We start from the raw sequence: 12,838 nt of genomic DNA, 5'->3' as shown, positions 1-12,838 counted from the left end.
TCAGGTGACCTTTCCATCGAAGTACGCTCCGCGCGTGGCATACGAGGTGGTTCCGTAGAGATTGAAGTACGTGCCTTCGGCGGTTGCGTAGACCGATCCCGGGTTGGCGATCGACCTGTTGTACTGCTCGATGGCCGCTGGGCTGTCGATGGGGACCGCGGGCACGACGACGAGCTGCGGGATGTTCAGCCCCTTGAGCCATCGGTCTGACATGTCCGCCAGCAGCGTGCCCAGGATCGCGAAGTTGAAGGCGTAGGTGGCTTTGTAAGGGCCGCCGGACTTCACTTCTTTCACAGCCTGCGGGTCGCCGTTCACGCCGAACAGCGCCAAGTTGGGGTCCGAGCCGCGACCGGCGGCGCGCAGCGCTGAGAGTGCGCCGAGGACGAGGGTGTCGCCACCGTCGACGACGTTGACGTGAGGATCCTTCTGCAGGATCGAGGCCATCGCGGTGTTGCCCTTCTCCTGGGTCTCGGGATTGCCCGGGATGTCGGCCACGATCTCCACGCCTGGGGGCCTGCCCTTCATCACTTCGCGCCAGCCCTTGTCCCGTGGAGCCACGGCCTCGTTGTAGTCGAAGTTGAAGTGCACCAACTTGGCCCGGTTGCCCAGGTGCTTGGCGATGTAGTCGAGGGTTCCCTGAGCCGCCTGCTTACCGATCTCGTACTGGCTGGCGGTCATCTGGAGGTGAGCGGGCATGTTGAACGCAAATGTGCCGATACCTTGGCCGATGGCGTTCTTGATCACCGGCACCTGCGCGGCAGGATTCAGGTCCTGCACGAAGATCGTGCCCACCTGACGCTGAAGGAATGAGTTCATCTGGGAGACGGCCTTCGCGCTGTTGGACGCGTTCACGGACGTGAACGTCTTCAGGCCCAGCGGGTCGGCGGCGGCTGTCGCGGCGTCGGCGAACTGCTTGATCGCCCCTTCGACCTGGACCATGCACAGGCCCAGCTGGAAAGCCAGCGGCGACTTGGCCTCGGCCTTGTCGGAGCGGGTGAACTTGTCAGTCGGCCTGGTCGTCGTGGGCGAACCCACGGAACCCCCACCGCTGCCGCTGCCGCCACTGGCGCCGCCGTCATTCACCCCCGAGGAGCACGCGCCGGCCAGCCCGACCAGCGAGAGTCCGCCCAGTACTCCGGCCCCTCCCCGCAGCAATGTCCGCCGGTCGATGCCTGCCTGCCATTCGAGTCCACTGTTCTCGCCCATGTCTACCTCCATACCCGCCGCAGCTTGGTCGCTCATCATTAGCACGCGCTAACACCGAACTATTAGAGCGCGGTAATGGTCTGGTGTCAACGGTCTATTTCTTGGGCCCGGATCTGGCGCAAGGGCACGACTTCGCAGCGCTGCCAAGGCTTCTCGCGAAGCTGCGCGGCAGGGGGCTTGCAGCCCGAGAGCCCGCAAGCGCACCTGTGCTGCCGTCGCGGGCCGGCCGACAAGGACTACTGCGCAACCCCGTCACCGGCGGGAGCCTTCACGGCGGCAGTCCCCCAGCCTTCCGACCGGATGGACGCGCCCTCGGCCGACTCTGGCTTTCCGATCGACCTCTTCGACAGAGCGGTTAGAGCGCGCTACCATTCCACGTCAATCGAACGTCGTGACAGCCGAGCACCGAAACGGAGGACGTCATGCCGGTCACCCAAGCGGACGTCGCGGCACTGGCTGGCGTGTCGCGCCCATTGGTCAGCCTGGTGATGCGGAACTCGCCGCGCGTCTCGCCGGAGAAGCGCGAAGCGGTGCTGCGAGCCGCCGAGGAACTGGGATACCGCCGCAACACCAACGCAGCGCTGCTGGCCAGCCGCCGGGCGATGATCCTGGGACTACTGCTGAACGAGCCGACCAACCCGGTCTACACCCGTCTGCTCAAGATCTCTGAGACGCAAGCGGAGTCCGCCGGCTACGGTCTCCTGCTGACCGTCAACACCGTCGGACCCGAGTTCGAGTCCGAAGCGGTTGGTCGGCTGCTCGGCCACCGGGTGGACGGCGTGATCCTGCTGGGGACGCAGATGTCGACCAAGCACATCGTCGACCTGTCCGAGCAGGCGCCCGTAGTCGTCGTCGGCCGCAAGGTGATGGGCGTCGACGTCGTCTCGGTTGATGACCGGGGCGGAGCCAAACTGGCCGTTCAACACCTCATCGACCTCGGACACCGCGACATCGCACACATCGATGGCGGACTCAATCCTGGCTCCGGCACTCGTCGCCGGAGCTACGAACAGACGATGCGCAAGAACGGTCTGGCCGACCATGTCCGAGTCGCCCGCGGCAACAACACTGAACCCGGCGGTTTCGCAGCTGCTCAGGCGCTGCTGGCGGAACCGACCCAACCGACAGCCATCTTCGCATCCAACGATCTAGCCGCCATCGGCGTACTCGCCGCCGCCAAGGACCGCGGGCTGGCGGTCCCTGAGGACCTGTCGGTCGTCGGCTTCGACAACACCCCGCTCAGCGAGTTTGCCTACGTCAACCTGACCACGATCAACCAGCCGCCAGAGGTCGGAGCTGCCGCGGTTGAGTTGCTCATCGAGCGGATCGAGGACCCATCGAAACCCGTGGCGGCCCGCTTGTTCAAGCCCGAGTTGGTAGTCCGAGGCACGACAGCACCGCTTGGCCAGGGGTCCGCCACCAACACGGGCCTGGGCACCACCCACATACGCACCGCGATGGTGCCTCACCCGGTGGAGGACGGCTCGCAGTGACAGTCTTCATGATGGTCCCAGCGGTCTTCGGTGACTGCCCAGGCTTCACTTCCCGTCACCCCGACTGCTGAGTGAAGGGCCCTGATCTGCGGAAAGTGATCAGGTCCCTTTCTGCTGGGGATTCGTCGGGCTTACCTGGGGCATGACGACACCTGCAGTGGGCCGCCCGCACCTGGTGTTGAGGCGGCCGTTTCGGGGTCAGAGCGACAGCCGACACGATGATGACGAAGAAGAAGATGACGACGAGGACGCCAACGACCGCTGGGTGATGCCGAAAGGCTTGGCTGCTGATGCCAAAAACATACCAATAATGGTATGGTTTTGGCATTGGAGGTTGACCATGAGCTATCGGCAAGAGCTGCGTGACAAGGCGTACGACAACCACGGGGTCATCACCCTTGACGACGCCCGCGATGCCGGCGTGCCCGCTGTCGAGGTGCACAAGCTGGCCTCCCGGCGAGTGCTCGACCGTGTCGGAAAGGGGGTCTACCGAATGGTCGAGGTGCCCGCCGATGCTTTGACCGAATTTGCGGAAGCCGTTGCCAGCGCTGGAGCTGATGCAGCCCTCGCGGATGACAGCGTGTTGGCCGCTCACGGTTTGGCCCAGGTCAACGCACGCACCATCCGAGTCGCGACCCCTCATCGGGTGCGAGCACAGTTGCCGCCCACAGTGGAGCTCGTTGCGAAGGCGGTTCCACTCGCTGACTTGGACTACATCGACGGCGTACCGGCCATGGCTGTCACAGACGCCTTGCTCGCCAGCCGGGGGCGGGTGATGACCGAGCGCCTCATCGAGGCTGCGCGCGATGCCGCCCGCCGTGACCTCATCACCGAGGACCAGGCCCAGCATGTCATCGAAGAGCTGACCCGCCGGTGAGCACCAGCCCCGCCCAAGCGCCACGGGATCCCGGAAGCGTCGCTGAGTTGCAGCGCAGGCTGGGGGCTGAGGCAAGGTCCCGACAGAGCACGGTGGCCCGCCTGCAGTCGCTCGTAGCCAACGTCGCGCTGGGTCAGATGCTCCCGGATACTGCCGTCAAGGGCGGGACAGGCCTGAAACTGCGATTCGGCGACGCCCTGACCAGACAGACACCAGACTTGGATACCGCGCTGCGCGGCGGGCGAGCACAGTTCACCGCCGACCTCGAACGCAACCTCACCCGCGGGTGGGGCGGGTTCGACGGTGCCGTGCTCGTCCGTGAACAGCGCCCGCAAGCCGGGGTGCCACGTGCCTACGTCATGCAACCGCTCAAGGTGAAACTGCGCTTCCGACACAAGCCGTTCGTCACCATCGACCTCGAGGTCGGCGTCGACGAGCTGGGAGCCACTGACGAGCCCGTTGAGACCGCCCTACCGGACGAAGTCACATCGCTCTTCGCCAGTCTCGGCCTCGGTGTGCCGGCGCCGATCCGTGTGCTGCCGCTGCACCACCAGGTGTCGCAGAAGCTGCATGCCTGCACCGAACCGGGCAACGAGCGCGCACACGACCTGGTCGACCTGCAGCTCATGAGGGAGCACACCGATCCGGACGCGGTTGCAGCCACGACACAGCGCCTGTTTGCCTTCCGACGAGCCCACGATCTGGATACCGCCACAGTGGCGCCCGAAGCACGATGGGGGCAGCTTTACGAAATCGCCGCCGCGGGACTACCCGTGTTGGGCACGGTCGGCGAGGCAGCCAACTGGGCCAACAGCTACCTCGATGAGATCCGGGGCAGGCTAAGGGATTAGGAGAACGGGCACGTAGACGTTGAAGTCGCCCGCCCCTCGTGGGGCCGGACCTGCGACAGGTGAACGCCAAGAGCGGTGAGAAGGGGCTGCGAAGAGCCGCGACTCTGGATCCTCAGATTCCGCGTTGCGGCAGACCAGGAGGTCTGCGCATGAGAGTCCTGCCGCGACGGCCTTGCCCTGCTCGCGACGGCGGCTTTACCAGCCGAGGCGGATGGCGGGGAGATCGGCTCGGTCGTGGCGCACGGCCCGTTCCAGGGTTCGCCGGGCGGCGGCCATCTGGCGTTGACCCACGACGTCGGCCCAGTGTTGCTCAATGCGGTCTTGCACGCCGACGGCCAGCGCGACGACGTCCTGGCCGCGAGCGGTGAGAACCAATGGTTTGCTGCGTGCGTCGCCCTGCGCGGTGCCGTACTCGAGGTAGCCCTCATCGAGCAGGTGCTGAATGAGGCGAGCCGCCCCTTGCTTGGTCATGGCAAGGAGCGGCGCCATGGCGCTGGCGGTGTTGTTGCCGCTCAGCACGGCATTCAGCGCGTACCCGTGGACCGGACGCAGGGTGGGGTGGCCGTTGGCGTTGAGCTCGCCGTGGAGCTCTTCCAGGGCAACGGTCACGGCCATCGACAGCAGCCGGACCAGCGGGATCTCATGCACCCCGCTGAGGTTAGCGAGCCCGGGACCGCTAGCGCGGTGCGACACGTTGCCTCAGACCGTCCAGGGCACCTGGACCGGGCCACCGTCCCCGACGGTGGCGAGCGCGCCGGGTTTGCCGACCGTGATCGTGGTCGCAGGTTCACCGCCGGCCGCCGCGAGGACTCGCGCGACCCCACCGGGGAGAACGAAGCCATCGCCGACGCTGAGCTCGTGTGCGGTGTCGTCGACTTCCACGCACACCGTGCCGCTGACCACGACGACGAGCTGGTCGCCGTCGATCGTGTGCTTCGGTCCGGCGGCGCCCGCGGGCAGCTCGGTGTGCCAGACGGCCACGTCCATGGCCGGTGAGGTGCTGGGCGTGACGATGGTGCGCATGGTCGCAGCTGCCGTGGCGACGGTGCGGGCGGTGTCGAGAGGGATGTGAAGGGCTGTGGTGGACATGGCAGGCTCCTGAGGAAGATAGACAACGGCGTTGTCTGTATGTTGCGACGGTACACCCGAAGCTGTCGATAGACAACACCGTTGTCTGATAGGCCTAGAGCCGTGGCCGCCCCGTGGAGCAGGGCGCGCCCGCGACGTGGGCCGTGGAGCACCCGGATCAGTCAGGGGCGGGGCGGGCCCGATGACGGTCGGAACCTGGCTCTGACGGCTTCCCACATCAGGTCTGCACGATGGTGCCCACCCAGCCCCCTGGTCAGGTAGGCGGCGCCGTAGCCAGCCGCCGGCTCGGCCCATGCCGTGCAGCCGCCCGCGCCGCCCATGCCGACGTCGACCCGTCCGTTGGCATCGTCGACCTGGAAGCCCAAGGTCCAGGTCACCGGACGGTCGAGCACCAGGTCGTGACCCGAGGCCGCGGGCTCCACGTAGGCGCGCCACAGGTCGTGACCAAGGCGGGCTGCGACCAGTCCTTCGGGTCGGATCACGTCGTCATAGAAGGATGCCAGCGACACGGAGCGGGCGTGCAGGGTCACCGCCGGGAACGGCGTGYGCCGGAAGCGCTCCGAGTTCAGCACCTCCAGCTCGAGGAGGCCTGATGGTCGTCCCAGTGCCGGGCCCCACCGCGGGTCCTCCAGGTAGCCCGAACGCCACCGCCCAGTGGGCTCGACCAGCGTCGCCACACGCGCCAGGTCGCGCGGGTCGACGCGCAGGTGCAGGTCCCACCCTGCCGCCGCCGCAATGCGGGCGAACCGCTCCGCCAAGGGCTCCCCGACGGCCCGGCGCAGCACCTCGTCGAGCAGGTGGCCATAGGTCAGGGCGTGCTCGGCGACCCCGGCACCCGGCCGGTGGATCGGCGCAGCCGTGGCCAACAAGCCGACGAGCCCCTCACGGTCGTCGTACTCGACCGTCAGCGCCTGCTCGGGAAAGGCAGGCAGACCGGCTTGGTGGGAGAGCAGGTGCCGCATCGTCGTGTCGGACTTGCCGGCCTGCCCGTACGAGGGCCAGACCGAGGTGACCAGCTGGTCCAGTCCGAGCAGGCCGTCGGCCACGGCATCCAGGAACGCCAGTGCGGCGAACGGCTTGGCGACCGAGAAGGTCATCACCAAGGTGTCCGAGGTCCACGGCACGGTCCCGTCCCGGGTCCCCACGCCGTGGTCCACCACCACGACACCGTCGCGGACCACGCTCACGGCCCCGCCAGGCTCGTCGCCGCTGGCCACGAGTCCATCGAGCACAGCGGCGACCTCGATGCCCACGTCGCGTCACGCTACTCCTTGGCCATGGCGTCCCACAGGCCTCGTCCTGAGAGGGAGAGGTACCCGCTGCGGCGTGACCCGGCGCACCAACAGCAGTGCCCCCGCGGGTGTGGCCGCGGGGGCACCACTTCGGTCGCCGTCGCCCAAACATCCCCTGTGGTGCCAGACGACGACCGGACGGCTCGGTCCCCCGAGCCACGCCGCTGGACCCGGACCTGTGCCATCGAAGGTGGCGATTGCGGGTCCGGGCAGGCGCCAGACCCGATGGTATCCGCGCCACGCAGTCCTGCCCACCCGCGGCCTCCTGCCCACCCGCGGGTCCACGGTCCCGGAGGGTCACCGCGCGAGGTCGCTCCGGGCGCGGGTCGTCAGCGCAGCCTGTCCCAGTCGAGGCGACCGGTCCACGTCGGCACGACCAGGGCCGCTGACAGCAGACACCCCACCAGCAACGCCCAGACGGAGAAGAAGTCGGGACCCATCCGCGCGTCCGCGACGTTGCCGGACGGGTCCTGCGGGTCGTAGACGACCTCCGGGCGGTCGCCCACCCGGGGCTGGGGGTCCCACCGGTAGTTCCCCACCTCCGCGGTGACCTCATGCCCGCCGGCGTCGTGGAACCTCACGACGACGTAGCTGTCCCTACGCTCGTGGTGCACCTCCACGACGTCACCGGTGGCACGAAGGCCGTGGTCGCGCAGCGAGGCGGCGGCCCGCTGCGCGACGACTGCGCCGACCCCGCACCCGAGCATGACGAGCACCAGGAACCCCGCGACCACCTTCCGGCTGTTCACGAACGCGACGAACGGGTTCGGTTTCTCGCGGGGCACCAGAAGACCCTAGCGACGGTGCGGCGCGTCGAAGCCCCAAGCGACGACCCCCGCCGCCGGTCGAGCCGTCAGCGGACGATCTTGAAGTTGAACGTCGCGGTGCCGAGAGCGCCCATGAGACGCAGCCAGACGGGGAGCAGCATCTCGGTGCCCCGGGCGGTGCTGAGGTCGCCGAGGTCGATGACGTCGGTGTGCCCGAAGCTCTGGAGCAGCTCGGTGACCATCGCCTTGGCGGCCTGGTCGTTGCCCGAGACGAAGACCGACGAGTCCTGACCGAGGTCCTTGGGGTTGACCATCAGCGCGGCGGTCAGCGTGTTCAGGCTCTTGACGACGCGGGCCTGCGGGAAGGTGCGCTGGATCTGCTCGCCCAGCGAGTCGGTGTCCTTCACGAAGAGGGTGGGAGGGAAGCCGGCCGAGAAGTCGAGCGGGTTGGAGATGTCGAGGATGACCTTGCCGGCCAGGTTGTCGGCACCGGCCTGCTCGAGGGCCGGGATCGCTCCGGGGCCGCTGGTCGCGTTGACGACGAGCTCCGCAGCAGCGGCGGCCTCGGCGAAGGTGGCCAGGGCCGCCCCGGAATGGGCGGCGAGCCAGGCGCTGAAGGGAGGATTGCCCATGCCGTCGGACTCGCCGCGGCTGCGCGTGGCCTCGGGGTCGCGGGTGCCGACGACGACGTCGTGGCCGAGCTCGAGGAGGCGGCCGGCGAGGGCCTGCCCGACCATGCCGGTGCCGAGGACTGCGATCTTCATGGTGACTCCTGGTTGCGAAGGGAGCGGCATAGGGTAGACAAGTCTGTCTACCTCGCGGTGCAACCTAACAGACAGATCTGTCTACTTGCAAGGTATGCTGCGTCGTGACCCGTCCGCACGCCGCCAGGAGGAGCTCGATGGCCACCGCAACCTCGCCGCGCCCCAGCGCCGCTCGCGAGCGCATCCTCGACACGGCCTTCGCGCTGTTCTACGCCCGCGGCATACGGGCCGTGGGGGTCGACCTGATCATCGCCGAGTCCGGCGTGGCCAAGGCGACCTTCTACAAGCACTTCCCGGCCAAGGACGACCTCGTCGTCGCCTACCTCGGCAAGGTCGACGGCGTCTGGTCCGGCCAGCTCCACGAGGCAGCCGCAGCTGCCGGGGAGGATCCCGCAGACCAGCTGGTCGGCCTGTTCGACGCCCTGGGCACCGCGTGCCGACGGGAGGGCTACCGCGGGTGYGCCTTCATCAACGCTGCGGCCGAGTCGCAGCCGGGCACCCCGGTCCACGACCGCACCGTGGCGCACAAGGACGCCGTCCGCGTCTGGGTGCAGGGACTCGCGGAGCAGGCCGGCGCCCCCGACCCCGGCGGCCTGGCCCGCTCGCTCACGCTGCTGCTCGACGGTGGGCTCGCCAGCGGCGCGCTCGACGCCAGCCCCGATGCGCCGCAGGCCGCGAAGGCCTCGGCCCGAGCCTTGGTGGACGCCGCGGTGCGACGGCAGGTCGAGGCCGGCTGACCTCGCTCGGCGCGCCCAGCGCCAGGCCCCCGCGCGCCGGGAACGACCGGTTCCGCACTACGGGCCGTGCAGGTGCAGATCACTTCCTGCAGGGTGCCGGCGGAGGTCGCGGTACAGGCGCAGGTCATCGCGCAGCTGGGGCGGGACCGGCAGCCGGCGAGCGGTCAGCTCGTCCGAGTAGAGCTCCATCACCCGGAGCAGCTCCTGGCGGGCCGACAGCAGGAGGCTCGGGGTCACGGGAGACATCCGTCGCGCGGCGACCTCGTCGCGGGCCGCGCGGACGTCGCCGGCCATCTCGGCCAGGGTGCGGCGTGGTCCTGGGACGGGGGCAACGGTGTCGGTGTGCATGGTGGGACGACCTCAGCTCGTCGCGGACCCTTCGGGCCCGAGCGCGATATCAACGACCCTACGCCGGTCATCCCCGTGGTCGGCGTCCCGGGGTCACGTTTCGAGGACCGCCTCCGTCGCGGCCACGGCACCCCGCTCGTGGAGGTCGGCCAGGGCGCGGGTGTAGGCGTCGGTGAACCGCGGGTCGTCGGCCAGGTCGCCGAAGAGGTCGGGGTCGCGCAGGAACGCGCACGGGTCCTCACGCTGGGCCGCGGCCCGCGCGACGACGGCGTCCTTGCGCCGGTCCACGACCTCGATCGGGCTGCCCTGCTCGTCCTGCCCCTCGGCATACCGGGCCCAGGAGGCGACCACCAGCGCGGAGACGTCGATGGCACCGCCGGTGCGCAGGTTGTGGCGGATGACGGGCACCAGCCACTTGGGGATGCGGTCGCTGGACTCCGCGCACAGCCGCGTGAGCGGGTCGCGGATCTCGGGGTTGGCGAACCGCTCGAGCAGCTGGCGCCGGTACCCCGCGAGGTCGACCCCCGGCACCGGCTGGAGCGTCGGGCTGGCCTCCTGCTCCATGAAGGTCGCGAGCATCCGGACGAACAACGGGTCCTGACAGACCTCGTGGGCGTAGCGGTACCCGGCGAGGTAACCGAGGTAGCACATCGCCTGGTGGCTGGCGTTGAGCAGCCGCAGCTTCATCAGCTCGTAGGGAACGACGTCGTCGACCAGCTGCACGCCGGCGTCCTCGAAGGGCGGGCGCCCCTGGGTGAAGTTGTCCTCGAGCACCCACTGGCTGAACGGCTCGCAGACGACCGGCCACAGGTCGGTCACGCCGAACTGGTCGGCGAGCCGCTCGATGTCCTGTTCGGTCGTGACCGGCGTGATCCGGTCGACCATGCTGTTGGGGAAAGCGACGTTGGCCTCCATCCAGTCCGCGAGGTCGGGATCCTTCAGCCGGGCGAACGCACAGATCATCCGCTTGGCGACGTCGCCGTTGTCCGGCAGGTTGTCGCAGCTCATCACGGTGAACGGCGCCCGCCCCTCGGCACGGCGACGGGCCAGGGCGGCGACGACGTAGCCGAAGACGGTGTGCGGCACCGCATCCGGCTCGAGGTCCTGCCTGATGTCCGGGTCGTCGGCGTCGAAGTCGCCGGTCTCCTGGTTGACCAGGTAGCCGCCCTCGGTGATGGTCATCGACACGATCCGGGTGCGCTCGTCGACCAGGCGGTCGACCACGTACGCGCGGTCGGCAGGCGCGAAGACCACCTCGACGATGGAGCCCACCACCCGCGCGGACCACGTGCCGTCAGGGTGCTTGACCACCAACGTGTAGAGGCCGCGCTGGGCGTCGAGGGTGTCGATGATGCGACGGTCGTGCGGCAGCACGCCGACCCCGCAGATACCCCACTGCGAGCCCTGGCCCTGGTTCATCAGGGTGTCGAGGTAGACGGCCTCGTGCGACCGGTGGAAGCCGCCCACGCCGAAGTGCACGATGGACGCGGTGACCTGGGAGCGGTCGTAGGTCGGCTGGTCGACCGACTCTGGCACCACGGGCAGCAGGGTGGCCCCGGCCGCGGCACGGTGGTGGACGGTGTGTTCGTGTGTCACGGGAGTCGTCCTGACCGTCGGTTACTTGATCGCGCCCATGGACAGCCCGCGCACCAGCTGCTTCTGCGCGACCCACCCGGCGAGGATGACGGGCAGCGCCGCGATCGTGGCAGCCGCGGAGAGCACCGCGAGGAACTGACCGCGTCCGTCGACGAAGCTGCCGAGGAACGGAGGCGTGGTCCGGGCCGCGTTGCTGGTCAGCAGGGTGGCGAGGAAGTACTCGTTCCAGCTGAAGATGAAGCTGATCAGCGCGGCCGCGGCAACGCCGGGCAGCACCAGCGGCAGGACGATCCGCACGATCTCGCGGTAGACGCCGGCACCGTCGACTCTGGCCGCCTCGACGATCTCGAACGGCACCTCCAGGAAGAAGGACCGCATCATCCAGACGGTGACCGGGAGGTTCACCGCACCGTAGACGACGGCCAGCATGTAGATGTTGTCGAGCAGGCCCAGGTTCTTGAGGATGATGTAGAGCGGCAGGACCACCGCAGCCATCGGCATGAAGCGGGTGGAGATGAAGAAGGACAGGGCCCCCTCGACGTTCTTCACCCGCCGGATGCTGAGGGCGTACGCCGCCGGGATGGCCAGCACCACGGCGATGATCGTCGCGGTCACCGACGCGGTGACGGAGTTGAGCAGGTAGCCCTTCATCCCGCGGTCCATCGCGAGCTGGTAGCCGGTGGTGACCGGGCTGAAGAACACCTTGGGGTGGATGGACGAAGCGATCGACTCGGGCTTGAAGCCGTTGATGATCATCCAGAAGACAGGGAAGAAGAAGACCAGGACGAGCACCCACGTGAGTGCGGTGACGAGGCCTCCCCGGGCAGTGCGTGTCATCGACTTCCTCCAGCCATGAAGACCTTGAACAGGGTGCGGAGCGCGATCGTGGCCACGATGATCGTGAGCACGACGGTGATGACGCCGTATGCCGCGGCCTGACCGACGTCGAGCCCGATGAAGGCGCGCTCGTAGAGCAGGTAGGCGAGCGTCTTGGTGCCGCCGGTGCCCTTGGTCAGGATCGCGATCGGGTCGAAGACCTGGATGATGATGACGGCACCCAGCAGGACGCCGATCTCCACGTACATCCGCAGGTGCGGCAACGTGATCCAGGTGAAGACGCGCCACGGGCCGGCGCCGTCGACCTGCGCCGCCTCGAGGATGCCCCGGTCCTGCCCCTGCAACCCGGCCAGCAGGATCAACATCATGAACGGCGTGAACTGCCACGTCAGGACGATGACGACGGCCAGGAGCGGGTGCTCGGTGCTCCACGAGACGACCGGCAGGTGCAGGGTGCGCGAGAGCCAGTTGAGCATGCCGATGTTCGTGTCGAACATCGAGTACTTCCAGATCAGTGCCGAGGCCGCCGGCATGATGAGGAACGGCGTGATCATCAGCGTGCGGGCCACGGCTCGACCGTGGAACGGGCGGTCCAGCAGGAGCGCGAACACCAGCCCGAACAGGAGCGAGCAGATGACGGCCGAGGCGGTGATGACGACGGTGGCGACGATCGACGGCCACAGGTCACCGGACGACAGGGCGGTCCCATAGTTCTTGAACCAGGTGAAGCCCCGGTCGTTGGGGTAGAGGAGGTTCCACTTGATCGTCGAGTAGCCGACGGTCGTGAGGAACGGGATCTGGGTCAGCAGGATCAGGAAGATGACGGCCGGCAGCAACAGCCACCGTGCGGTCCACACCTCCTTGGAGGTGGTCTTGACCCGCCGTTTGTCGGTCGCGGTCTGCGCGACGACGGTGTCGAGCTCGGTGACGGCCATGATGGCAACTCCCTGGTCGTGGGGTGGACAGGTATGGGGTGCGGGC

14 protein-coding genes are annotated in these 12,838 nt (G+C 68.3%); 4 read left to right on the top strand and 10 right to left on the bottom strand.

Features of this window, described 5'->3' with window-relative positions; genetic code table 11:
- Positions 1–1,206 carry a sugar ABC transporter substrate-binding protein gene (locus AC1DX8_RS13570; protein WP_477630457.1) on the bottom strand — a complete coding sequence of 402 codons (1,206 nt, stop codon included), beginning with the start codon at positions 1,204–1,206 and terminating at the stop codon, positions 1–3.
- 422 nt (positions 1,207–1,628) lie between these two features.
- Between AC1DX8_RS13570 and AC1DX8_RS13565 the strand changes: the two genes are divergently transcribed.
- The 3 genes from AC1DX8_RS13565 (at position 1,629) to AC1DX8_RS13555 (ending at position 4,427) form a co-directional block, all read left to right on the top strand.
- Positions 1,629–2,699 carry a LacI family DNA-binding transcriptional regulator gene (locus AC1DX8_RS13565; RefSeq protein WP_477630456.1) on the top strand — a complete coding sequence of 357 codons (1,071 nt, stop codon included), beginning with the start codon at positions 1,629–1,631 and terminating at the stop codon, positions 2,697–2,699.
- A 142-nt stretch (positions 2,700–2,841) separates the two neighbouring features.
- Complete coding sequence (locus AC1DX8_RS13560) at positions 2,842–3,576, top strand: type IV toxin-antitoxin system AbiEi family antitoxin domain-containing protein (protein WP_477630455.1); 735 nt, start codon at positions 2,842–2,844, stop codon at positions 3,574–3,576.
- A 92-nt stretch (positions 3,577–3,668) separates the two neighbouring features.
- Complete coding sequence (locus AC1DX8_RS13555; RefSeq protein WP_477630454.1) at positions 3,669–4,427, top strand: nucleotidyl transferase AbiEii/AbiGii toxin family protein; 759 nt, start codon at positions 3,669–3,671, stop codon at positions 4,425–4,427.
- A 195-nt stretch (positions 4,428–4,622) separates the two neighbouring features.
- Here the strand turns inward: AC1DX8_RS13555 and AC1DX8_RS13550 are convergent, their stop codons facing one another.
- The 5 genes from AC1DX8_RS13550 to AC1DX8_RS13530 form a co-directional block, all read right to left on the bottom strand.
- Positions 4,623–5,075, bottom strand: coding sequence for a MarR family winged helix-turn-helix transcriptional regulator (locus tag AC1DX8_RS13550; protein WP_477630453.1), 453 nt, complete (start codon positions 5,073–5,075; stop codon positions 4,623–4,625).
- A gap of 51 nt (positions 5,076–5,126) precedes the next feature.
- Positions 5,127–5,516 carry a cupin domain-containing protein gene (locus tag AC1DX8_RS13545; protein ID WP_477630452.1) on the bottom strand — a complete coding sequence of 130 codons (390 nt, stop codon included), beginning with the start codon at positions 5,514–5,516 and terminating at the stop codon, positions 5,127–5,129.
- A 161-nt stretch (positions 5,517–5,677) separates the two neighbouring features.
- Entirely contained in the window at positions 5,678–6,769 is a 1,092-nt protein-coding gene (locus AC1DX8_RS13540; RefSeq protein ID WP_477630451.1) for a serine hydrolase domain-containing protein, read from the bottom strand.
- A 368-nt stretch (positions 6,770–7,137) separates the two neighbouring features.
- On the bottom strand, positions 7,138–7,593 hold the full coding sequence (locus tag AC1DX8_RS13535; protein ID WP_477630450.1) for a DUF3592 domain-containing protein: 456 nt from the start codon (positions 7,591–7,593) through the stop codon (positions 7,138–7,140).
- A 68-nt stretch (positions 7,594–7,661) separates the two neighbouring features.
- Positions 7,662–8,339 carry an NADPH-dependent F420 reductase gene (locus tag AC1DX8_RS13530; protein WP_477630449.1) on the bottom strand — a complete coding sequence of 226 codons (678 nt, stop codon included), beginning with the start codon at positions 8,337–8,339 and terminating at the stop codon, positions 7,662–7,664.
- A gap of 137 nt (positions 8,340–8,476) precedes the next feature.
- Here AC1DX8_RS13530 and AC1DX8_RS13525 point away from each other — a divergent pair, with 137 nt between their 5' ends.
- On the top strand, positions 8,477–9,076 hold the full coding sequence (locus tag AC1DX8_RS13525; protein ID WP_477630448.1) for a TetR/AcrR family transcriptional regulator: 600 nt from the start codon (positions 8,477–8,479) through the stop codon (positions 9,074–9,076).
- Positions 9,077–9,133: 57 nt separating this feature from the next.
- Here AC1DX8_RS13525 and AC1DX8_RS13520 read toward each other — a convergent pair whose 3' ends face one another.
- The 4 genes from AC1DX8_RS13520 to AC1DX8_RS13505 all read right to left on the bottom strand — a co-directional run bounded on the left by AC1DX8_RS13520 (position 9,134) and on the right by AC1DX8_RS13505 (position 12,792).
- Positions 9,134–9,424, bottom strand: a complete 291-nt coding sequence (locus tag AC1DX8_RS13520) for a hypothetical protein (protein ID WP_477630447.1) — start codon at positions 9,422–9,424, stop codon at positions 9,134–9,136.
- Positions 9,425–9,517: 93 nt separating this feature from the next.
- Positions 9,518–11,020 carry a mannitol dehydrogenase family protein gene (locus AC1DX8_RS13515; protein WP_477630446.1) on the bottom strand — a complete coding sequence of 501 codons (1,503 nt, stop codon included), beginning with the start codon at positions 11,018–11,020 and terminating at the stop codon, positions 9,518–9,520.
- A 21-nt stretch (positions 11,021–11,041) separates the two neighbouring features.
- The gene (locus AC1DX8_RS13510; RefSeq protein WP_477630445.1) at positions 11,042–11,857 is read right to left on the bottom strand and encodes a carbohydrate ABC transporter permease; all 816 of its coding nucleotides are present in this window, start codon (positions 11,855–11,857) and stop codon (positions 11,042–11,044) included.
- A complete protein-coding gene (locus AC1DX8_RS13505; protein ID WP_477630444.1) occupies positions 11,854–12,792 on the bottom strand; it encodes a carbohydrate ABC transporter permease in 939 nt (312 codons plus the stop codon). The genes AC1DX8_RS13510 and AC1DX8_RS13505 overlap by 4 nt, the downstream gene beginning before the upstream one ends.
- Positions 12,793–12,838 lie beyond the last annotated feature (46 nt).

This window comes from Pedococcus sp. P2_A3, assembly GCF_056405035.1.
This window is presented reverse-complemented; position numbering and strand designations above follow the sequence as displayed.